This is a genomic window from Streptomyces sp. ADI95-17 (assembly GCF_003846175.1).
GTDB lineage: Bacteria > Actinomycetota > Actinomycetes > Streptomycetales > Streptomycetaceae > Streptomyces > Streptomyces sanglieri.
This window is the reverse complement of the sequence record NZ_ML123046.1, coordinates 296239-317149: the sequence shown is the minus strand read 5'-3', so window position 1 is coordinate 317149 and position 20911 is coordinate 296239. Positions and strand designations below refer to the sequence as shown.

Genomic DNA, 20911 nt, shown 5'->3' with positions numbered 1-20911 from the left:
CCGGAGGGCCTACCGTCCGGGCATGCGCAGATCCCTGGTGATCCTCTCGGTACTGCTCGCACTGGCGGGCTCCGTCGCGGCCCGGCCCGCCGCCACCCGCCGCTCCCGGACCGGATGGCCGACACCGGCGGCGGCACCCAGCTGATCACGGCCGAGGCCCCGGCCAGGGGCTCCACCACCGGCACCGTCACCTGGTGGGCCCTGCGCCGGGGCACCTGGGTGAAGGCCGGGTCCGCCCCCGCCCGCTTCGGTGCGAAGGGCCTGGCCGAGGGGGCGTCGCGCAAGCAGGGCACGAACACCACCCCCACCGGTCTGTACGACCTGCCGTACGCCTTCGGCATCAAGCCCGCACCGGCCGGCACCGTCCATCCCTACCGCCGGGTCAACGCCCGCTCGTGGTGGTGCCAGGACAACGCGGCGCGGGCCTACAACCGCTGGGTGGAGCCACGGCCCGGGGACTGCCGGGCGGGCGAGGCGGAGCACCTGATCGACTATCCGACGCAGTACGCCCGCGCCCTGGTCATCGGGTTCAACTACGAACGGCCGGTGCGCGGGCGCGGCGCCGGGATCTTCCTCCACGTCGACGGGCGTGGCGCGACCGCCGGTTGTGTCTCCGTACCGGCGGCCGCGATGGACCGGATCCTCGACTGGGTGGACCCGGTCCGCCGACCGCACATCGCCATCGGGACCGGGTCGGGCCCGACCGCGATCACCCGCTACTGACGCGGTCCGGCCGGCCCCGTGCGCTCAGCGCTCGTTCTGCGCCAGCCGCAGCAGATGGTCGGCGAGTGCCTGGCCGCCCGCCGGATCGCGGCTGATCAGCATCAGGGTGTCGTCACCCGCGATGGTGCCGAGGATGTCGTGCAGTTCGGCCTGGTCGATGGCCGAGGCGAGGAACTGGGCCGCGCCCGGCGGGGTGCGCAACACCACGAGGTTGGCCGACGCCTCCGCCGAGATGAGCAGTTCGGCGGAGAGCCGCCGCATCCGCTCCTCCTTCGCGGACCCGCCCAGCGGGGCCTGCGGGGTACGGAATCCGCCCTCGCTCGGCACCGCGTAGATCAGCTCGCCGCCGGTGTTGCGGATCTTCACCGCGCCCAGCTCGTCCAGATCGCGGGAGAGCGTCGCCTGGGTGACGCTCAGCCCGTCGTCGGACAGGAGCTTGGCCAGCTGGCTCTGCGAGCGCACCGGCTGCCGGTTCAGGATGTCCACGATCCGGCGGTGGCGTGCGGTGCGGGTCTGCGGCACGGACGGCCCGCCGTGCTCGGTTTCCTGCGCCTCGGTCATCGTCGTCGCCTCATTCTCCGGATCGTCCGTCCCCTTGTGCCGCGTCGAGAGCGCCGGGCAGTGCCCGGAGCAACGCGTCCACTTCCGCGTCGCCGATGATCAGCGGCGGCATGAGCCGCAGGACATCGGGGGCGGGCGCGTTCACCAGGAAACCGGCTCCCTGAGCCGCCTGTTGCACCTGGGGTGCGAGCGGCTCGGTGAGCACGATACCCAGCAGCAGTCCGGAGCCCCGGACGTGGGAGACCAGTGGATGGCCGAGGCCCTCCACGCCGTCCCGGATCCTCTCGCCGAGCCGCTTCACCCGGTCCAGCACGCCGTCGGCGGCCAGGGTGTCCAGGACGGCGAGACCGGCGGCGCAGGCGATCGGGTTGCCGCCGAACGTCGTGCCGTGCTGGCCCGGCTTCAGGAGCTCGGCGGCCGGGCCGAAGGCCACGGTCGCGCCGATCGGAAGTCCGCCGCCCAGGCCCTTGGCGAGGGTGACGACATCGGGCTCGATGCCCTGGTGGGCCTGGTGCTCGAACCACTGGCCGCAGCGGCCGATGCCGGTCTGCACCTCGTCGAGCACCAGCAGGGTGCCGGTGGCGCGGGTGATCTCCCGGGCGGCCTCCAGATATCCGGCGGGCGGTACAACCACACCGTTCTCGCCCTGGATCGGCTCGATGATCACCAGTGCGGTGTCGGTGGTCACGGCGGCCCGCAGGGCGTCCGCGTCGCCGTACGGGACGTGCGTGACGTCACCGGGCAGCGGAAGGAACGGTTCGCGCTTCTTGGGCTGGCCGGTCAGCGCGAGCGCGCCCATGGTCCGGCCGTGGAAGCCGCCGTCGGTGGCGACCATGTGGGTACGCCCGGTCAGCCGGCCGATCTTGAAGGCGGCCTCGTTCGCCTCGGCGCCGGAGTTGGCGAAGTAGACGCGGCCGGTGCGGCCGAAGAGCTGGAGCAGCCGTTCGGCGAGTGCGACGGGCGGCTCGGCGATGAAGAGGTTGGAGACGTGGCCGAGCGAGGCGATCTGGGTGGAGACGGCCTCGACGACGGCGGGGTGGGCGTGGCCCAGCGCGTTCACCGCGATACCGCCGACGAAGTCGATGTACTCGGTGCCGTCGGCGTCCCACACCCGGGCGCCCTCGCCGCGGACCAGGGACAGCGGCGGGGTTCCGTAGTTGTCCATCAGCGCGTGGCCCCAGCGCTGTGCGAGTTCCTGGTTGCTCATGACTCCCCCTGCGCGTCGGGCACGACCATCGTGCCGATTCCTTCGTCGGTGAAGATCTCCAGCAGGATCGAGTGCTGGACCCGGCCGTCGATCACGCGGGCGGTCTCGACGCCGTTGCGCACGGCGTGCAGGCAGCCCTGCATCTTCGGCACCATTCCGCTGGACAGCTCGGGCAGCAGCTTCTCCAGCTCGGTGGCGGTGAGCCGGCTGATCACGTCGTCGCTGTTGGGCCAGTCCTCGTAGAGGCCCTCGACATCGGTGAGGACCATCAGCGTCTCGGCGTTCAGCGCGGCGGCGAGTGCCGCGGCCGCGGTGTCGGCGTTGACGTTGTAGACGTGGTTGTCGTCGGCGGAGCGGGCGATGGAGGAGATGACCGGGATCCGGCCGTCGTCCAGCAGCGCCTGGATGGCCCCGGTGTCGATGGCGGTGATCTCGCCGACCCGGCCGATGTCGACGAGCTCGCCGTCGATGGTCGGCCGGTGCTGGGTGGCGGTGATGGTGTGGGCGTCCTCGCCGGTCATGCCGACGGCGAGCGGACCGTGCTGGTTGAGCAGGCCGACGAGCTCGCGCTGGACCTGTCCGGCGAGCACCATCCGTACGACGTCCATCGCCTCGGGCGTGGTGACGCGCAGGCCCGCCTTGAACTCGCTGACCAGGCCCTGCTTGTCGAGCTGGGCGCTGATCTGCGGGCCGCCGCCGTGCACGACGACGGGCTTGAGGCCGGCCTGGCGCAGGAACACGACGTCCTGAGCGAAGGCGGCCTTCAGCTCGTCGTCGATCATGGCGTTGCCGCCGAACTTGATGACGACGGTCTTGCCGTTGTGCCGGGTCAGCCAGGGCAGTGCCTCGATGAGGATCTGCGCCTTCGGGAGTGCGGTGTGTTTCCGCGCCGCGCTCATGAGCTGTACGCGCTGTTCTCGTGGACGTAGTCCGCGGTGAGGTCGTTGGCCCAGATGACGGCGGACTCGGTGCCGGCGGCCAGGTCGGCGGTGATCCTGACCTCGCGGTAACGCATGTCGACCAGGTCGCGGTCCTCGCCGACGCCGCCGTTCTTGCAGACCCAGACGTCGTTGATGGCGACGTTCAGCTGGTCGGGCTCGAAGGCGGCCTTCGTCGTGCCGATCGCGGAGAGCACCCGGCCCCAGTTGGGGTCCTCGCCGTGGATGGCGCACTTGAGGAGGTTGTTGCGGGCGATGGAGCGGCCCACCTCGACGGCGTCGTCCTCGGTCGCTGCGTTGACGACCTCGATCCGGATGTCCTTGGAGGCGCCCTCGGCGTCACCGATCAGCTGCCGGGCGAGGTCGTCGCAGACGGTACGTACGGCCTCGGCGAACTCCCCCTCCTCCGGGGTGATTCCGCTGGCTCCGGAGGCCAGCAGCAGCACGGTGTCGTTGGTCGACATGCAGCCGTCGGAGTCGACCCGGTCGAAGGTGGTGCGGGTGGCGGCGCGCAGCGCGGAGTCCAGTCCCGCCGCGTCCACGTCGGCGTCGGTGGTGAGGACGACCAGCATGGTGGCGAGGCCCGGGGCGAGCATGCCCGCGCCCTTGGCCATGCCGCCGACGGTCCAGCCCTCGCCGCCCGCGACGGCGGTCTTGTGGACGGTGTCGGTGGTCTTGATCGCGATGGCGGCCTTCTCGCCGCCGTGCTCGCTGAGGGCGGCGGCGGCCGTCTCGATGCCGGGCAGCAGCTTGTCCATCGGGAGCAGCGTGCCGATCAGCCCGGTCGACGCGACCGCGATCTCACCGGCGTTGTGGCCGGTGAGCACCTCGGCGGCCTTCTCGGCGGTGGCGTGGGTGTCCTGGAAGCCCTTGGGGCCCGTACAGGCGTTGGCACCACCGGAGTTGAGGACGACGGCGGTGACCTCGCCGCCCTTGAGCACCTGCTCCGACCAGAGGACGGGGGCGGCCTTGACGCGGTTGGAGGTGAAGACGCCCGCGGCGGCACGACGCGGACCGTGGTTGACCACGAGGGCCAGGTCCGGGTTACCGCTCTCCTTGATTCCCGCGGCGATGCCCGCCGCGGAGAACCCCTGTGCTGCCGTGACGCTCACGGTGCGACTCCGATCGTGGAAAGACCTGTGTCCTCGGGAAGTCCGAGGGCGATGTTCATGCTCTGCAGGGCGCCGCCGGCGGTGCCCTTGGCGAGGTTGTCGATGGCGCTGATCACGATGATCCGGCCGGCCGCCTCGTCGTGGGCGACCTGGATCTGTACGGCGTTGGAGCCGTAGACGGCCGCGGTGGCGGGCCACTGCCCCTCGGGGAGCAGCTCGACGAAGGGCTCGTCCGCGAACGCCTTCTCGTACACCTCACGGACCGATTCGGCGCTCACGCCGGGCTTCGCCTTCGCGCTGCAGGTGGCGAGGATGCCGCGGGGCATCGGCGCCAGGGTCGGCGTGAAGGAGACGGTGACCGGTTCGCCGGCCGCCGCGCTGAGGTTCTGGATCATCTCGGGGGTGTGCCGGTGGGCGCCGCCGACGCCGTACGGGGTCATGTTGCCCATCACCTCGGAGCCGAGCAGATGCGGCTTGGCCGCCTTGCCCGCCCCGGAGGTGCCGGACGCGGCGACGATCACGGCCTCGGGCTCGGCCAGCTGGGCCGCGTACGCCGGGAAGAGCGCGAGCGAGACGGCGGTCGGGTAGCAGCCGGGCACGGCGATACGCTTGGACCCCGCCAGTGCGGCGCGCCCGCCCGGCAGTTCGGGCAGACCGTAGGGCCAGGTGCCCGCGTGCGGAGAACCGTAGAACTTCTCCCAGTCCGCGGCGTCCTTGAGCCGGAAGTCGGCCCCCATGTCGACGACCAGCACCTCGTCACCGAGCTGCTCGGCGACGGCGGCCGACTGTCCGTGCGGGAGGGCGAGGAAGACGACGTCGTGCCCGGCGAGGACCTCGGCGGTGGTCGGCTGAAGCACCCGATCGGCGAGCGGCCGCAGGTGCGGTTGCAGTGCGCCGAGCTTCTGCCCCGCGTTGGAGTTGGCCGTGAGCGCCCCGATCTCGACCTGGGGGTGAACCAGCAGGAGACGCAGCAGCTCCCCACCGGCGTATCCGCTCGCCCCTGCCACTGCCGCACGTACCACCATCGAAATCCTCCTCGTCGATGGCATGACTATACGCATCACTGCACTTTTATGCAAAGCTTTACGGGTTCGGCCAACGGTAAAACTGTGATCGGGCAGCCGGATCACACTCGGCCACGAGCGCGAGCGGTGACCCCGGGCGGCTCACGTCACGGCAGATCGCGCAGGACGAGCGCCTCGGAGAACGGCCTGCCGGTTCGCTCGGCGTACGTCATCCGCTCACGGACCTCGCGCAGCGTGCGCGGCCGGTAGCCCGGCCCGCCACAACAGCTCTTGTGGAAACGCACGCCCGCGTTCAGCAGCACGGAAAGCGTCCGCCATGCCTCGCCGTCCCGCCGCCGGGGCGCGGCGAAGGCCGATCCCACATGGATCAGCGCGCCCGCACACCGCGGACAGATCCGCCGCCGGTCCTCGCCGTAGGGCTGCTTGTACGAGGCCCGGCAGGGCAGACAGACGAACGAGGTCTTCGTAGCGGACATACGGGCACCCTAGGGCCTCTCGTTTGGATCACGCCGGGCTCGGACTGATCCAAACGAAAGACCCCAGGCGCGGCCCCGCGCCGAGACCGAATCGCTTCAGGGCACCAGGACGACCTTTCCCCGGTTGGCCCGGGTCTCGATCGCCGCGTGGGCCCGTGCCGCGTCCGCGAGGGCGAACTCCGCGTGGATTGCGGGTCGCAGGGCGCCCTCGCCGAAGAGCCGCCACAGCTCCTCGATCCACGCCGCGTACCGCTGCGGCTGGGTCCTGGCCACGATCGCCACCTGGAAGCCGATGGCCGACCTGCCGCCCGAGAGGAGGTCGTACGCCTCGATCGTGCCGCCGCCCGAGCTGTACGCGACCAGCCTCCCGCCGGGGGCGAGCGCCTTGACGGCCGGGGTGAGCAGTGTGCCGCCCACCGCGTCGAGCACGACATCGACCGGCTCGCCCCAGGTCTCCTGGCCGTAGGTCACCACGTCATCGGCGCCGAGGGAACGTACGAAGTCCGCCTTGGCGGGGTCACCCACGGCCGCGACGACGCGCGAGGCTCCCCTCTGCCGGGCCAACTGCAGGGCAAGGTGGCCGACCCCGCTCGCCGCCGCGGTGACCAGCACCGACTCGCCCCGCTCCGGGCGTGCGGCCTCCAGCGCGCCCAGCGCCACCGCACCGCTGCGGACCAGCGCGACGGCATCCCTGGCGGTGGCGTACGCCGGGACGGGCGAGGCCATCGCGGTGTGCAGCAGCGCGTACTCGGCGTAGCCGTGCCCGAAGCAGAGGCCGGTGACCCGGTCGCCCGTCGCGAATCCGCCGACCCCTTCGCCGACGGAGACCACTTCGCCGGCCAGTTCGCCGCCGAGCGGGACGGGTCGCGCGGCCTCGCGCACCTTGCGCACCACGGGGAGCGTGACGCCGATCGCCTCGGCCCTGACGAGCAGTTCGCCGGCGCCGGGCTCCGGTACGGGCACCTCTTCCTGGAACAGCGTCTCGGGTCCACCGATGCGCTCGTACCGAATGCGCCGCATGCGCGACCGCCTCCCGACATCCATGAGATTCATTGGGGTTCCCAACGATAACGGAAGACCGTTGGGGATCCCAACGTTTTTCGATAGGCTGTCGGGGATGAAGGAGAACCCGTCGGCACCCAGCCGGATCCGTGATCTTCCGAGCTGGCTCCTCGGCCGGGCCGCCGCCCGTGGACGCGGACTGGTCTCGGCCGCGCTCGCGCGGCACGACATGAAGATGTGGCATCACGTCGTCCTCGCGGCGGTCGCGGATCTCGGTCCGGTCGCGCAGGCCGATCTGGGCAGGGCCGTCTCACTCGACCCGAAGGACCTGGTGGGCGTCCTCAATGACCTCCAGACCGCGGGCCTCGTCGTGCGCGCCCCCGACCCGGCCGACCGCCGCAAGAACGCGGTGAGTCTGACCGCCGGGGGCGAGCAGCGCCTGGAAGAGTGCACGGCGGCGGGGAAACAGGCCAACGACGAACTCCTGGCGCCGCTGTCGGCGGCCGAGCGGGCACAGTTCCTGGAGATGCTGCGGAGGATCAGCGGCGTACGGTGATCCGCCGGGAGTCGTCCTGCCGGTGACTCATCGCCTCATCGGGTCGGGGAGGCCGGGGGATTTTCGACGGGGCCGGCCGGCCGGGGGGTGAGTCGGGCGAGCAGTTCCTCGGTGTGTTCACCCAGGGCCGGGGCCGGGGCGCGGAAGGTTTCGAGGCCGGCGCCGAAGGTCACCGGGAAGCGGGCCTGCGGGCAGGCGGTGGGGTCGGCGGGGGTACTGAACAGTTGCCGGGCGGTGGTGTGGGGGTCGGCCAGGAGTTCGCCGGCAGTGGTGAGGACCGGAGCCCAGGGGGCATTGAGGGCGTCCAGGCGCTGCTGCCACCAGGCATGGTCGCGGGCCCGGAACACTCCGCCCAGCAGGTCGCTCACGGTCTGCCTCGCGGTGGTGCGGTCGGCGCGCCGGTCGTACGCGTCGGTGTCCAACTCCGGGAATTCGTCGGAGAGTTCGGTGCGGAAGCGATGCCAGAACTTGTCCTCGAACGTGGCGAGGGAGAGGCGGCGCCCGTCGGCCGTGCTGAAGGTGTCGTTGTCACCCTGTACCAGGCCCGCTTCGAGAGGGTCGGGGATGTCGCGCAGCGGCAGCGCGAAGAGGGAGCACCAGGCGGTGATGGATTCACTGAGGGACACATCGATGTGCTGGCCCTCGGTGTCGTTGCCGAGGGCGGCGGTCAGGGCGAGGGCCGCGTGCATGGCTCCGGCCATGTCGCCGATCCGGACGCCGGGGCGGGTGATCTCGCCGTCGAGCCGTCCGGGGACGGTGAAGAAGCCGGACAGACCGAGGAAGTTGAGCTCGTGGCCGGGCTTCCGGGCGTACGGCCCGCTCTGCCCGTAGCCACTGAGCGAGCACAGCACCAGGCGCGGGTTGGCCTCGTGGAGGGCGGCGAAGCCCAGGCCCATCCCGTCGAGGACGCCGGGGCGGAAGCTCTCCACGACGGCGTCGGCGGTACGCACCAGGTCCAGGAAGGTGTTCCGGCCGTCCTCGTCGCGCAGGTCGAGGGTGACCGACCGCTTGTTGCGGTTGAGCGCGTCGAAGAGATCGGGGGCGATCCTCAACGGGTCGCCGGTGTACGGGGATTCGACCTTGATCACGTCGGCTCCGAGGTCGGCGAGCATGGACGTGGCGTAAGGGCCCGGCAGCAGCCGGGAGAGGTCGAGGATGCGCCTGCCGGTCAGCGACGACCAGGCGGGGGCTCCGGGGTGGGCGGGGGTTGTCATCGGGTGCACCTGTCCTGCGGTGTGAGGGCTGACGCCAATGGGCGGGGCGGGGCCGGGTCAGCCCATGAAGGCGAGGCCGTGGGCGATGCCGTTGCGCTGGATCTCGGAGGTGCCGGTCAGGATGCGGAACATACGGATCTTGCGGAACAGGAACTCGATCTCGTTGCCCTGGGTGAGACCTTCCTTGCCGTGGATCTGGACGGCCTGGTCGAGGATGCGGAAGGCGGACTCGGCGACGAACAGCTTGCTCATGAACGCCTCGACGCGTACGTCGTTCCCCCGGTCGAGGGCGGCGAGCGCGGCGTAGGTCATGGAGCGGGCCGCGTACAGCTCGGTGGCCATGTCGGCGACCTTGTGCTGGATCGACTGGAGGGCCAGCAGGGGCTGACCGCCCGCGACCTTGCGGGTTCGGGTGCGTTCCAGGGTGAGGTCGAGGGCGCGGCGGGTGGCACCGATGACGGTGGGGCAGTGCAGGAGCCGGTTGGTGGTGACACGGCCGAGCGCGATCCGCATGCCCTTGCCCTCCTCGCCCAGGAGGTTCCGGGCGGGTACGTGGCAGTCGTCCAGGACGATGTCGCTCTCGATGTGCTCGCCGGACATGGGAGTGGCACCGTCGAGCACCTTGCAGCCGGGGCTGTCCAGGTCGACGAGGAAGGCGGAGAAGGCCGGCTTCTCGCCCTCCTGTTCACCGGTCCCCGCCATCCGGGCCACGACGATGGCGAAGTCGGCGAACGGGCCCGCGGAGCTGAAGACCTTGTGGCCGCTCAGGCGGTAGCCGTCGCCGTCGCGGACGGCGGTGGTGCGCATGGACCGGACGTCGGAGCCGGCATCGGTCTCGGTCAGCGAGAAGCAACAGGCGCGCTCGCCGCGCACCAGGGGCAGCAGATACGTGTTCAGCTGGTGCTCGGTGGCGTGCCGCAGGATGTCGCCGGCGCGCAACGGGCCGCCCATGTCGCCGAGCACACTGTGCCCGAGCACGCGCCCACAGGCCCCGACCTCTTCCTTCAGGGCCGCCAGCGCGGTGTGGGAGAGGTTCTGTCCGCCGTACTGCTCGGGCAGATGGATGCCGTAGAAGCCCAGTTCGCGGCTGCGCCGCCAGACGGGTTCGAGGTCGGCGCGGGTGAGGCGGCTCTCGTGGGTGATGCCGCGCTCGCGCTCGTAGTCGGCCAGTTCGCCGTCCAGGTAGTCGCGCAGCCGTCCGACGAGGTCGGCGAGCCGGGGGTCGTCGTCGTAGGTGGGGCGCAGGGAGAAGGTCATGTTGTGGAGGTCCTTGCCGGTCGAGGGGATGGTGGTATCGGTTCGCGCAGCCGTCAGTTCACGCGGCGGTCGGCGTCGGCCCAGAACGGTTCGCGCACGGCCTTGCGGTCGAGCTTTCCGTTGCGGTTGTGGGGCAGTTCCGCGACGAAGTCGACTGTCCTGGGCTTCTTGAAGCGGTCGAGCCGCTCGACACAGAACGCGGTGATCTCGTCGGCGCTCGGCGCATGGCCGGGGCGGGGCACGATGACGGCCTTGACCGCTTCGCCCCACGTCTCGTCGGGCACACCGATGACACAGGCTTCCTGGACACCGGGGTGTTCGTACAGGGCGGCCTCGACCTCGGTGGAGTAGATGTTGAACCCGCCGGAGATGATCATGTCCTTCTTGCGGTCGACGAGGAACAGATAGCCGTCCTCGCGCATCCAGGCGAGATCGCCGGTGTGGACCCAGCCGTCACGGAAGGTCTGCGCCGACAGCTCGGGCTCCTGCCAGTACTCGCGTACACAGTCGGGACCGCGGACGATGAGTTCACCGACCTCGCGGGGCGCCAGCGGCCGGCCGGCCTCGTCGACGATCCGGACCTCGGTGTCGTACGTCGCCCGTCCGCAGGACTGGAGCAGTTCGGGGTCGTCCGCGACGGCGTGGGCGATCTCCTGGCTGCTCAGTCCCGCCACCACGCTGGTGGTCTCGCCCAGGCCGTAGCCCTGCGCCACGACCGGGCCGAAGAACCGCACGGCGTCGCGCAGGCGCTGGGGCGAGATGGGCGCGCCGCCCACGCGTACGCCGGTCAGGCTGGAGAGGTCCCGCGCGGCCGCGGCCGGGTGGGCGAGCACCATGTTGACCATGGCGGGGACGAGGAACGTCGCGGTGATGCGTTCCCTCTCCACCGTGTCCACGAACGCCTCGGCACTCCAGGTCGGCAGTACATAGGTGGCCGCCCCGGCGAAGACGTTGGCCAGCAGGGTCATGCCGGTGGCGTGGGTGATCGGGCCGCAGGCGAGGTAGCGGGTGCCGGGGCGGGGGCGGGACTCGTCGCTCATCAGCAGTTTGCGCATGTTGGCGAGGCGGTTGCCGAAGGTCTGGACGGCCGCCTTGAGCGCCCCGGTGGACCCGGAGGTGAAGTTCAGGACGCACGGAGCGTCCTCGTCCACATCGGTGGCGACCGGGGTCGCGTCCCCCTCGCCGAGCAGCGCCCGGTAACCGAGGACCGCGGCGTCGCCCGGTGTCGCGGCCGGGTCCGGACCGTCCTCCAGGAGTACGGGGAGACAACCGGTGCCCGAGGCCTCGATGGCGGCCAGCGCGTCCTCCCGGTGCGCCGCGTCGAACACGAGGACGCGCACCGGCGCGTAACGCAGGATGTGCTCGATCTCGGCGCGCCCCAGCCGGGCGTTGATCGGCGCACGCACCAGTCCGGCCTTGTAGAGGGCGAATTCGACCTCGACCAGTTCCCCGCGGTTCCAGGCCAGGGAGGCGACCGCGTCGCCGGGGCGCAGTCCGCGGGCGGTCAGGGCCGAGGCGAGACGGTTGGCCGCGCCGTCCAGCTCCGTGTACGTCCACGACCGCTCACCGCAGACCAGGGCGGTGGCGTCGGGCCAGTAGCAGGCACTGCGGGTGAGGTAGGTACCCAGGTTCATCAACGATCTCCAGTCTTACAGTCCAACCGATTAAATACAACCAGCACGTTTACAGACACAATGTTTTGTATCTTGTGGGCTGTCAAGAGCCATCTAGACTGTGCGCGGACCACGACGGGGCGAACACGACAGGGCGAAGGGGGCCGCATGGCCGAGGACAGGCGCACCAGACGCACCCGCAGGGCGCTGGGCGGAGCGCTGGTGGAGCTGGTGCTGGAGCGCGGCTTCAGCGCACTCACGGTCGAGGACATCACCGAGCAGGCCGATGTCGCGCGCGCCACGTTCTACGCGCACTTCAAGGGCAAGGACGATCTGTTCGCGCGGGTGACCTCCGACCTGCTCGAACAGCTCACGCAGCGCCTGGAGCCGGCGGTCGCCGGCAGCGCCATCGGCTTCACCGGCAAACCGCTGCTGGAGATGTTGCGGCACGTCAGCGACGAGCGGGACGTCTACCGGGTCGTCCTGCGCGGCGAGGGGGACGGCAAGCCGCTCCAGATGTTCGTGGATGCCTGCGCCGCCGCGACGGCGCGGGAGTTCAAGGCCCGCGCCGAACGCAACAACGTCCAGCCGCGCATCGACGCCGACCTCCTGGCCCGGGTCTGGGTGGGCGAGCAGGTCGCCGTACTGCGCTGGTGGGCCGAGCAGGACACCCCGCCGATGCCCGCCGAGGAGGCGGTGCGCATGCTTCTCGACCTGGCCCTGCACGGCCGTTACTGGGCCAGCGGATTCACCACCCCGGACCAGGACTGACCGGCGGCGCGCGCCCGGTTCCGCGGAACAGCGGGCGCGCCCGGCGCTACTGGACGACGACCCCCAGCCGCGCCGCGTCCCGGGCCGGACGGATGCAGCAGACCGACACCGCACCGCAGACGATCATGACCACTGCCGCCACGGCGAACGACTGCGTGTAGCCCGCGCCCGTCGAGGACGCCGAATCCAGCAGACGGCCCGTCAGGGACGGGGCCAGCAGACCCGGGAGCGTGCCCGTCGCGGCCACGATCCCGAAGAGCGCACCGCGCTGGGAGGCCGGCACGACAGCCGCGGCCGTCATGTAGTGCAGCGGGAACGCGATGGAGTGCACCGCGAAGGCGACCGCGATCAGGGCGAGCCGCACCGGCAGCGGCCCGACGAAGGGGAACACCGCCATCGCCGCCCCGGCGCACATCACCGCCGCACCCTGCGGCACCCCGATGGAGCGGCGCAGCGACAGGCCGCGCCGGGTCAGCCGGTCGACCACGGGGGACAGCGCCAGCAGCAGTGCGAAGCTGAGGGCGGCCACCGCGCTGAGTACCGCCGCCGCCGTTCCCGGGCTCATGGCGAGTTCGTTCTTGAGGTACGACGGCAGCCACGCCTGACTGAGGGCCATCGCCCAGGACGCCCCGAAGGCGCTTGCCACGCTCCCGATCACCGTGCCGCTCAGGAGCAGTCGGCGATAGGGGACGCGGGCGGGCCCGGTGGTCTCGGCCCGCACCCGCGCGGGAGGCTGGTCATAGGGTCCGTCGCGCCCGACGAACCACCACACCACGCTCCACGCCAGGCTCGTCACGGCCAGCGCGACGAAGGCGGCACGCCAGCCGAACCCGGTGATCAGCCAGGTCACCACGGGCGCCGCCACGAGAGTGCCGAGGGCGGCACCGCCGATCTGGAGGGCCGAGGGCAGGCCCCGGCGGCCCACCGGAAACCACTTGTAGAGGGCGTGCATCGACATCGGGGTGGCCGGCCCTTCGGCCGCGCCGAGCAGCACCCGGCCCGCCACGAGTGCGGGCACGGCGGCCACGATCAGGACCGGCAGCTGGGCCACGCCCCACACCAGGCACATCACGAACAGCAGGACGCGGCTGGAGATACGGGCGGCGAAGAAGCCGACGACCAGCCCGGAGAGGCTGAACAGGATCGAGTAGGAGCTGGAGATCAGGCCGTAGGTGCTGTGGCTGATGTCCAGCTCTTCCATGATCGGGTCGGCCGCCAGTCCGAGCACCGACTTGTCCGCGAAGTTGACGATCATGAACGTGACGATCATCGCGGTGACGAGCCAGGCGCGGCGCCGGTCGAACGCCGGTGGCCCGAGGTCGCCGGACCTGTCGAGGACCAGCGGCGGTGATGGCTGCGAGGACATGGGAGGACTCCTGCGGTTCGGGAGAAGCAGGGGGCGGATGCTCTTGTGACGGGACGCTCCGCGCCGGATGCGCCACGGGGGCGGCGGGCGTACGCGGGCAGCGGCGCCCATCCCGTCGGGGCACGCACCTTCGGGGGGTGCGACGACAGAGAAATTGAACGAAGCGTTCATTAGCGGGCTGTTGATTCGGCAACGTAACCCGCTGGACACTTCCGGTCAATGGTTCTGCGACAAGCGAGACACCGCACCACGAGTCGACCAGCAGGAGAACGCGTCCCCGGTGACGAGGTATTCACAAAAACAGACGATGTGTATGGTAGCGATCAAGACGTAATTCAATGTCGAGGAGCGCGCATGATCGACGCACCGCTGGCGGATCTCCACTGGTCCCGGGGCTACACCGACCCGGCGTGGGTACGGCGCTACACCACATCGGGCCGGGAACTGCTGCCCAGCCGGCGGGTGTGGCGCGGAACGGGCCCCGCCCGCGAACTGCCGACGGACGCCGCCGGTCTCGACCAGCTCACGATCACCACGCCCGACGGCCGCGGCCTGACCCTCCAGGACCTCTTCGAGTCCGCCCGGACCGACGCCTTCCTGGTGATGCACCGCGGCACCGTCGTCCACGAGAGCCATCTGCACGGACTGCGGCCGCACGACACCCATTTCAACGCCTCGGCGGCCAAGTCGTACATAGGCCTCGTGGCAGCCGTACTGGCGCACCAGGGGGTCCTCGACCGCACCGCGACGGCCTCCTCGTACGTTCCCGAACTCGCCGGGACCGCCTTCGGGGACAGCACCGTCGACCATCTGCTGCACATGGGGACCCAGGTCTCGTACGCCGGACGCCCCTTCGACAAGCCCGTCGAGGCCCAGCGCTACTTCGCCGTCGTCGCACCGGCACTGCGCCCCTACGGCTACAGCGGCCCCACCGGCATCCGCGAACACCTCGCCACCGCACGCGCGACAGCCGCGCCGGGAACCGAGTTCCGCTACGAGAACGGCAATGTCGAGGCGCTCGCCGAGATCCTCCGCCGGATCACCGGCACCACCACCTCGGCCCTGCTGAGCGACCTGATCTGGTCCCGCCTCGGCGCCGACGAGGACGCCTACTACGTACTGGACGGCGAAGGCGTCGAGGCGGCCTGCGGCGGATTCAGCGCCACCGCACGCGACATCGCCCGGCTCGGCGAGATGATCCGCCTCGGCGGCGCGGTCGGGGACCGGCAGATCGTGCCGGCCGCCGTGACCGCCGCCATCCCCGACGCCCCGAAGGGCTACGCCGAGCGCGTCCGTTTCCCCGCCGCGCCGCCCGACACCCCCGCCACCCTCTCGTACCACGACTTCTGGTGGATCCTGAACGACCCCTACGGCTCCTTCATGGCCAGCGGCATCCACGGCCAGCGGCTCTTCGTCTCCCCCGGGCTGGAGACCGTCATCGTCCACTACGGATCCCAGGTGATGTCCCCGGCCGTCCCCCAGGCCCCGCTGGTCCAGGCATTCCTGCAGATCGGCGCCCATCTGCAACGCACCCGCTGAAGCCGGTACGGTGCGCCCGCCCGGCCCCGGCACCGCCCTTTCGCCGGGCTGTGACCGTGCCCGCCCGCCGGTCCCGAACGCGTCGATGTCAGGATGGTTCCATGACGAGCAAGGTTTACTTCGACATCACCATCAACGACGAGCCCGCCGGGCGGATCACGTTCAAACTGTTCGACGACATCGTTCCCAGGACGGCGGAGAACTTCCGCGCGCTGGCGACCGGTGAGAAGGGCTTCGGTTACAAGGGGTCCTCGTTCCACCGCATCATCCCCGCCTTCATGCTCCAGGGCGGCGACTTCACCCGGGGCGACGGCACGGGCGGCAAGAGCATCTACGGCGCCAAGTTCCCCGACGAGAACTTCAAGCTCGCGCACACCAAGCCGGGCCAGCTCTCCATGGCCAACAGCGGTCCCGACTCCAACGGCTCGCAGTTCTTCATCACGACGATCGTGACGTCGTGGCTGGACGGCAAGCACGTGGTGTTCGGCGAGGTCGACGACGAGGCGGGCATGGACCTGGTCAAGAAGATCGAGGGCCTCGGCACGCAGAGCGGCCGCCCGCAGGCGAAGATCACCATCGCGGACAGCGGCGTTCTCTGACCCGCACGCACAGCAGCTGGATCGAGCGCGCCGCCCGGCAGTCCCGCCGGGCGGCGCGCTCCGTCGTACCGGCGGCCCGACGGCACCGGCTCCGCTCGGTACGGTGCCGGGATGGGGAACACATTCCACGGCGGGGGCCGCGCCCTGTCCCTGTCCAACGGGGGCACGGCGGTCTTCGTCGACGTGCTCATGCTGGCCGTGTCCGATCTCGCCGACAGCGTCTGGGAGTACCGCTTCGCCACTCTGCTGACCCTGCAGGACCAGGGCGTCATGGGGCGCGGAGCGGTCGGATTCGACCTGGAGGACATCGACTGGGGCCGCTCCCCCGGCGAGTGGGCGGCGGCGAAGGGTTTCGTACTGCGGGTGCTCGATCTGGCCCTGCGCAGGCACCGGTGGGACGAGCTGGGCTACGAGCCGCCGTTCGCCGAGGGATATCTGCGGCAGTACCGCGAGACGGTCGAGGCGTTCGACCCCGCCGGCGCCGGACGGCACGACACCGGCGACTCGCCCTTTCCCGGCCCGGAGGCGGCCGCCATGGCGTCGTGCGTACGGCACCGCCTCCTGTGCGCGCCGGGGTACTGGGAGGCGTGCGTCTTCTGCACTTCTCGCACTGACCCCCCGCGACCGGAGCGCGGCCATGACTGTCAACCGACAGTTGACACCCAAGGACTGTCAACCTAAGGTTGACACATGGTGAATCCCGTACGCCCGACGCATCCCGTGCGCCTCGACGACCTGATCGAGGCCATCAAGAAGGTTCACACCGACGCCCTCGACCAGCTCTCCGACGCGGTGATCGCCGCGGACCACCTCGGCGATGTGGCCGACCACCTGATCGGCCACTTCGTGGACCAGGCCCGGCGCTCCGGCGCCTCCTGGACCGACATCGGCAAGAGCATGGGGGTGACCAGGCAGGCCGCCCAGAAGCGGTTCGTGGCCAAGGACCCCGGCGAGGTGTCGGATCTCGACCCCAGCCAGGGGTTCAGCCGCTTCACCCCGCGCGCCAAGAACGTCGTGATGGCCGCGCAGAACGAGGCCCGCTCGGCACACAACGACGAGGTGGGCACCCAGCACCTGGTGCTGGGGCTGCTCAGCGAGCCGGAAGGGCTGGCGGCGGCGTTCGTCAAGGCCCAGGGCATCACCCTGGAGGCCGTCCGCGGGGCCGCGACCGAGGCACTGCCGCCGGCCGTGACAGGCGAGCTGCCGGAGCTCGTCCCGTACGACGCCGGGGCCCGCAAGGTGCTGGAGCTGACGTTCCGCGAGGCGCTCCGGATGGGCCACAACTACATCGGCACCGAGCACATCCTGCTCGCGCTGCTGGAACAGGAGGACGGTACGGGGGTGCTGACCGGTCTCGGCATCGACAAGGCGGCCGCCGAGGCGGGCATCGCCGAGGCCCTCAGCCTGATCACCGCCCCGCCGGAGAACGGCTGAGGGGTGCGGCGCCGGCCGCCGCACGACGGTGGCCGGCGCCGCGTTCCCGCCCCCGCCGCGGCGAATTCCGGCCAGTGCGCGGCGGCCGGGGCGTCGGGCGAGGAGGCTCCGGCCGGCGTGGACACCGCGCACGGAGCGGGTGACCCCCGGTCATGAACCGTACGCCGACCAGGGCTTCCCGCACTGTCGACGGGGGTCTCCCGCTCCCGGAAGCCCGCGCGCGCCGCGGAGCGCCGGCCGTCCCGGCGAACGGTCAGCGGACTCCCGCTTCGAGCCTGAGACTCCAGCGGCCCGGCACACCGGTCAGCGTGACCGTGGAGAGCGGCCCGACGTCCACGCTCCAGTACGCCGACGGCGGGGCCTTGAGCGCGTACACGAGGGCGGCCCGGACGACCGCCGGTTCGGCGACGGCGACGATGGCGCCCTCGCACACGGGGCGGGTGTCCAGCCAGCCCCCTATCCGCGAGATGAAGGCGAGCAGCGGCTCGCCGCCGTGCGGGGCGGAGCGCGGATCGGCGAGCCAGGCGTCGACCGCCGCGGGTTCGCACGCCGTGACGTCGGCGAGGGTGCAGCCCCGCCAGCGGCCCATGTCGCAGTCGCGCAGGGCCGGTTGGACGAGCGGGGCGAAGCCCAGCGCGTCGCCGGTGGCACGGCTGCGCGGGGTCGGTGAGCAGTAGCGCAGCTCGGCGGTGGCCAGCGGCATGAGGGCGGGCGCCGCGAGCCTGATCTCGTACAGACCGGTGTGGTCGAGCGGCCGGTCGTCGTCGAAGCGCTCGCCGAGCAGGGTGGAGCTGCGAGCCGCGGCGACCAACGAGACTCTGGAAGTCATGGCGGTGATCGTGGATCCGAACACCCTTCCGGTCAAGAGGGCCTTCACAAGTCCGTCCGGCCCGGTCCTGGAAGGACCGGATCACGCGGCACCCGCCCCCGATTGGCTGGAACCGCCCTTCTCATCGGGCGTGCGGGCCACCCCTGTCAGGGCCTGTGGCCACCCCCGGAACCGGCCAGGACTTCGTCGCGGGCGGTGCGCAGCCGACGGATCCCTTCGACGATCTCGGACTCACCGGCGACCGCGCAAAAGCTCAGTCGGATCTGCGGGGACGGGGGTTCGGCGCAGAAGTACGGGCGTCCGGGGGCGATGGCGACACCTGCGCGCAGGGCCGCCGAGACCACCGCGGACTCGTCCGTACCGGCCTCCGCCTCGGGCAGGCGCAGCCACAGGCTGCCGCCGCCTGCGGGGATGTGCGGGAGCGTGAAGTCGGGCAGTTCCAGGCTCAGCGCCGTCGTCATGGCGTTGCGGCGGTTCCGCAGCCCGGCCGACACGGAACGCAGATGGTGGCCCCACCCCGGGGATCCGACGAGTTCGAGCGCGGCCTCCTGGAGCGGGCGGGGGACGAAGAAGCTGTCGACGACCTGGATGGCGCGCAGCCGGCCCAGCACCGGCCCGCGGGCGGCGAGCGCCCCCACCCGCAGGCTCGGCGAGGCGATCTTGGTCAGGGAGCAGACATGGACGACCACCCCGTCCGGGTCGTCGGCGGCCAACGGTGCGGGGAGCGGGCCGGCGTCGTCGTGGACGAGCCGGCGCGCGAAGTCGTCCTCGACGACGAAGGCGCCCGCCGCTCGGGCGATCCGGACCACCTCGGCGCGCCGTTCGGGGGCCAGGACCGTCCCGGTCGGGTTCTGGAAGAGCGGCTGGCAGACGAAGACGCGGGCGCCGGTGGCCCGGAACGCCGCTTCGAGCAGCTCCGGCCGTACGCCGTCGGCGTCCATGGGCACCGGCACGGGCCGCAGTCCGGCGGCGCGGGCGACCGCCAGCATGCCGGGGTAGGTGGGTGACTCGACCAGCAGCGGGGCGCCGGGCGGGGCGAGTGCGCGCAGCGCGGTGGCCAGGGCGCTCTGGCCACCCGCGGTGATCAGTACGTCGGCGGCGCCGAGCGCGGGTCCGATCTGGCGGGCGAACCAGGCCCGCAGTTCGGTCAGACCGTCGGTGGGCGGCCGGTCCCAGGCGCCGGGGCGGCGGCCGGCCCGGGCGAGGGCGGCGGCGAGTGCCCGCTCCGGCTGAAGGGAGGAGTGGAGGTAGCCGCCGTTCAGCTCGATGACTCCGGGCGGCGGTGCGGCGAGCGTGACCAGGACCCTGGAGGCGTCGACGGTGCGCGGCACCGCTTCGGGACCGCCGTCGCCGCTGAGGGACACCTCCTGCCAGGAGGTGTCGCCCGGCGCGGGCACTTCGGTACGGGGCTGCGCCCGGAAGGCTCCGGAGCCGGGCCTGGTGACCACCAGCCCCTCGGCGACGAGCTGGGCGATGGCCCGCGAGACGGTGACGGGGCTGACCCGGAAGCGCTCCACCAGGGCCCGGCTGGACGGCAGCTTTCCACCTGGTGAGTAGCGGTTCAGCTCGCCCCGGAGAGATCCGACGAGTTCGGTGACACTGCTACGCTCTTGCATGAGAGCAGAGAGTAGCGCTATCAACGACATCTCGATAGCGGTCGGCCCATCGGCCGGTACCGATCCCGGCGCCGGCACCAGCACCAGCACCAGCACCAGCACCAGCACCAGCACCAGCACCGACAGCAACGCCGCCACCGGCCGCGAGTCGCACCGCGGCGGCCTCGTGCTCGCCGGGCTCGGCGTCTTCGCCTTCTCGCTGACCTTTCCCGCCACCGCCTGGGGCCTGGAGAGCTTCGGCCCCTGGTCGCTGGTGGCGCTGCGCACCCTGCTCGGCGCGGTGATCGCGGGCGGGGCGCTGCTCCTGGGACGCGTCGCGCCGCCGGACCGCCGGCACTGGGCCGGGCTGGCCGTGGTCGCCGCGGGCGGGGTGATCGGCTTCCCGCTGCTGACCACGCTGGCGCTGCAGACCTCGACGACCTCGCACGCGGCCGTGGTCGTGGGCCTGCTGCCGCTGACCACCGCGGTGTTCTCCTCGCTTCGGACCGGAGCGCGGCCGTCGCGCGCCTTCTGGATCGCGGCGCTGGCCGGCGCGGCCGTGGTGATCGTGTTCACCGTGCAGCAGAGCGGGGGCGAGCTGTCCGGCGGCGATCTGTATCTGTTCGGCGCGCTGCTGATCTGTGCGGCGGGCTACACGGAGGGAGGCAGGCTGGCCCGGGTCGTGCCGGGCTGGCAGGTGGCCGCCTGGTCGCTGGTGCTCTGTCTGCCGCTCGCGGTGGCGGGGACGGCGCTCGCGTTGCCGGCCGAGCCGGTGCGGCTGACCGCGCACGGGGTGATCGGCCTGGTCTGGGTGGCGGTCGGTTCGGCGTTCCTCGGGCTGTACGTCTGGTACCGGGGGATGGCGGAGATCGGGGTGCCGCGGGCCAGCCAGCTCCAGCTCGCGCAGCCGCTGCTGACCCTGCTGTGGTCGTTTCTGCTGCTCGACGAGACGGTCCCGGCGGCGGCGCCGGTGGCCGCGATCGCGGTGCTCGTCTGCATCGCGGCCACCCAGCGGACGGGGCGTGAGCGGCGTACGCGGTGAACGCCCCGTACTCCCCCACCGGGCGAAGTCGACTTTCGGTCATAGACTTGTC

20 protein-coding genes and 1 pseudogene are annotated in these 20911 nt (G+C 71.5%); 8 read left to right on the top strand and 13 right to left on the bottom strand.

The window, feature by feature from the left end; genetic code table 11:
* The first annotated feature begins 22 nt into the window (after positions 1-22).
* Positions 23-723: pseudogene (locus EES42_RS15300) on the top strand (L,D-transpeptidase family protein).
* 24 nt (positions 724-747) lie between these two features.
* Here EES42_RS15300 and EES42_RS15295 read toward each other — a convergent pair.
* The 7 genes from EES42_RS15295 to EES42_RS15265 all read right to left on the bottom strand — a co-directional run bounded on the left by EES42_RS15295 (position 748) and on the right by EES42_RS15265 (position 7062).
* Positions 748-1284, bottom strand: coding sequence for an arginine repressor (locus tag EES42_RS15295; protein WP_124718781.1), 537 nt, complete (start codon positions 1282-1284; stop codon positions 748-750).
* 10 nt (positions 1285-1294) lie between these two features.
* Positions 1295-2491 carry an acetylornithine transaminase gene (locus tag EES42_RS15290; protein ID WP_124718780.1) on the bottom strand — a complete coding sequence of 399 codons (1197 nt, stop codon included), beginning with the start codon at positions 2489-2491 and terminating at the stop codon, positions 1295-1297.
* Complete coding sequence (gene argB, locus EES42_RS15285) at positions 2488-3390, bottom strand: acetylglutamate kinase (RefSeq protein WP_124718779.1); 903 nt, start codon at positions 3388-3390, stop codon at positions 2488-2490. The genes EES42_RS15290 and argB overlap by 4 nt, the downstream gene beginning before the upstream one ends.
* Entirely contained in the window at positions 3387-4541 is a 1155-nt protein-coding gene (gene argJ, locus EES42_RS15280; protein ID WP_124718778.1) for a bifunctional glutamate N-acetyltransferase/amino-acid acetyltransferase ArgJ, read from the bottom strand. The genes argB and argJ overlap by 4 nt, the downstream gene beginning before the upstream one ends.
* Positions 4538-5566 (bottom strand): N-acetyl-gamma-glutamyl-phosphate reductase, encoded by a 1029-nt coding sequence (gene argC, locus EES42_RS15275; protein ID WP_124718777.1) that lies wholly within the window; start codon positions 5564-5566, stop codon positions 4538-4540. Before argC ends, argJ begins: the two co-directional genes overlap by 4 nt.
* A gap of 146 nt (positions 5567-5712) precedes the next feature.
* Positions 5713-6042, bottom strand: a complete 330-nt coding sequence (locus EES42_RS15270) for a deoxyxylulose-5-phosphate synthase (protein WP_124718776.1) — start codon at positions 6040-6042, stop codon at positions 5713-5715.
* Positions 6043-6138: 96 nt separating this feature from the next.
* The gene (locus EES42_RS15265; protein WP_124718775.1) at positions 6139-7062 is read right to left on the bottom strand and encodes a quinone oxidoreductase family protein; all 924 of its coding nucleotides are present in this window, start codon (positions 7060-7062) and stop codon (positions 6139-6141) included.
* 97 nt (positions 7063-7159) lie between these two features.
* On the opposite strand from EES42_RS15265, the gene EES42_RS15260 reads away from it, so the two are divergent.
* Positions 7160-7600, top strand: coding sequence for a MarR family winged helix-turn-helix transcriptional regulator (locus EES42_RS15260; protein ID WP_124718774.1), 441 nt, complete (start codon positions 7160-7162; stop codon positions 7598-7600).
* Between the two features lie 35 nt (positions 7601-7635).
* Here the strand turns inward: EES42_RS15260 and EES42_RS15255 are convergent, their stop codons facing one another.
* The 3 genes from EES42_RS15255 to EES42_RS15245 are packed head-to-tail and all read right to left on the bottom strand — an operon-like array spanning position 7636 to position 11705.
* Complete coding sequence (locus tag EES42_RS15255; RefSeq protein ID WP_124718773.1) at positions 7636-8814, bottom strand: CaiB/BaiF CoA transferase family protein; 1179 nt, start codon at positions 8812-8814, stop codon at positions 7636-7638.
* Positions 8815-8871: 57 nt separating this feature from the next.
* Positions 8872-10071, bottom strand: coding sequence for an acyl-CoA dehydrogenase family protein (locus tag EES42_RS15250; protein WP_124718772.1), 1200 nt, complete (start codon positions 10069-10071; stop codon positions 8872-8874).
* A gap of 53 nt (positions 10072-10124) precedes the next feature.
* Positions 10125-11705 carry a class I adenylate-forming enzyme family protein gene (locus tag EES42_RS15245; RefSeq protein WP_124718771.1) on the bottom strand — a complete coding sequence of 527 codons (1581 nt, stop codon included), beginning with the start codon at positions 11703-11705 and terminating at the stop codon, positions 10125-10127.
* 147 nt (positions 11706-11852) lie between these two features.
* Here EES42_RS15245 and EES42_RS15240 point away from each other — a divergent pair, with 147 nt between their 5' ends.
* Positions 11853-12455: a TetR/AcrR family transcriptional regulator gene (locus tag EES42_RS15240; protein WP_124718770.1), complete on the top strand. Its 603-nt coding sequence runs from the start codon at positions 11853-11855 to the stop codon at positions 12453-12455.
* 46 nt (positions 12456-12501) lie between these two features.
* On the opposite strand, the gene EES42_RS15235 is transcribed toward EES42_RS15240, so the two are convergent.
* Complete coding sequence (locus EES42_RS15235) at positions 12502-13821, bottom strand: MFS transporter (RefSeq protein ID WP_124718769.1); 1320 nt, start codon at positions 13819-13821, stop codon at positions 12502-12504.
* 354 nt (positions 13822-14175) lie between these two features.
* Here EES42_RS15235 and EES42_RS15230 point away from each other — a divergent pair, with 354 nt between their 5' ends.
* From EES42_RS15230 to EES42_RS15215, 4 genes are all read left to right on the top strand, one after another.
* Positions 14176-15360 carry a serine hydrolase domain-containing protein gene (locus EES42_RS15230; RefSeq protein ID WP_124718768.1) on the top strand — a complete coding sequence of 395 codons (1185 nt, stop codon included), beginning with the start codon at positions 14176-14178 and terminating at the stop codon, positions 15358-15360.
* Positions 15361-15461: 101 nt separating this feature from the next.
* Entirely contained in the window at positions 15462-15959 is a 498-nt protein-coding gene (locus EES42_RS15225; protein ID WP_124718767.1) for a peptidylprolyl isomerase, read from the top strand.
* 111 nt (positions 15960-16070) lie between these two features.
* A complete protein-coding gene (locus EES42_RS15220; RefSeq protein ID WP_241196397.1) occupies positions 16071-16640 on the top strand; it encodes a hypothetical protein in 570 nt (189 codons plus the stop codon).
* A gap of 9 nt (positions 16641-16649) precedes the next feature.
* A complete protein-coding gene (locus tag EES42_RS15215) occupies positions 16650-17393 on the top strand; it encodes a Clp protease N-terminal domain-containing protein (RefSeq protein ID WP_124718766.1) in 744 nt (247 codons plus the stop codon).
* Between the two features lie 253 nt (positions 17394-17646).
* Here EES42_RS15215 and EES42_RS15210 read toward each other — a convergent pair whose 3' ends face one another.
* Together EES42_RS15210 and EES42_RS15205 are read right to left on the bottom strand one after the other, a co-directional pair.
* Positions 17647-18222, bottom strand: a complete 576-nt coding sequence (locus EES42_RS15210; protein WP_124718765.1) for a histidine phosphatase family protein — start codon at positions 18220-18222, stop codon at positions 17647-17649.
* 146 nt (positions 18223-18368) lie between these two features.
* Positions 18369-19838 carry an aminotransferase-like domain-containing protein gene (locus EES42_RS15205; RefSeq protein WP_124718764.1) on the bottom strand — a complete coding sequence of 490 codons (1470 nt, stop codon included), beginning with the start codon at positions 19836-19838 and terminating at the stop codon, positions 18369-18371.
* Here EES42_RS15205 and EES42_RS15200 point away from each other — a divergent pair.
* Positions 19837-20859, top strand: a complete 1023-nt coding sequence (locus EES42_RS15200) for a DMT family transporter (RefSeq protein ID WP_124718763.1) — start codon at positions 19837-19839, stop codon at positions 20857-20859. The two genes, EES42_RS15205 and EES42_RS15200, sit on opposite strands and share 2 nt — an antisense overlap.
* Positions 20860-20911 lie beyond the last annotated feature (52 nt).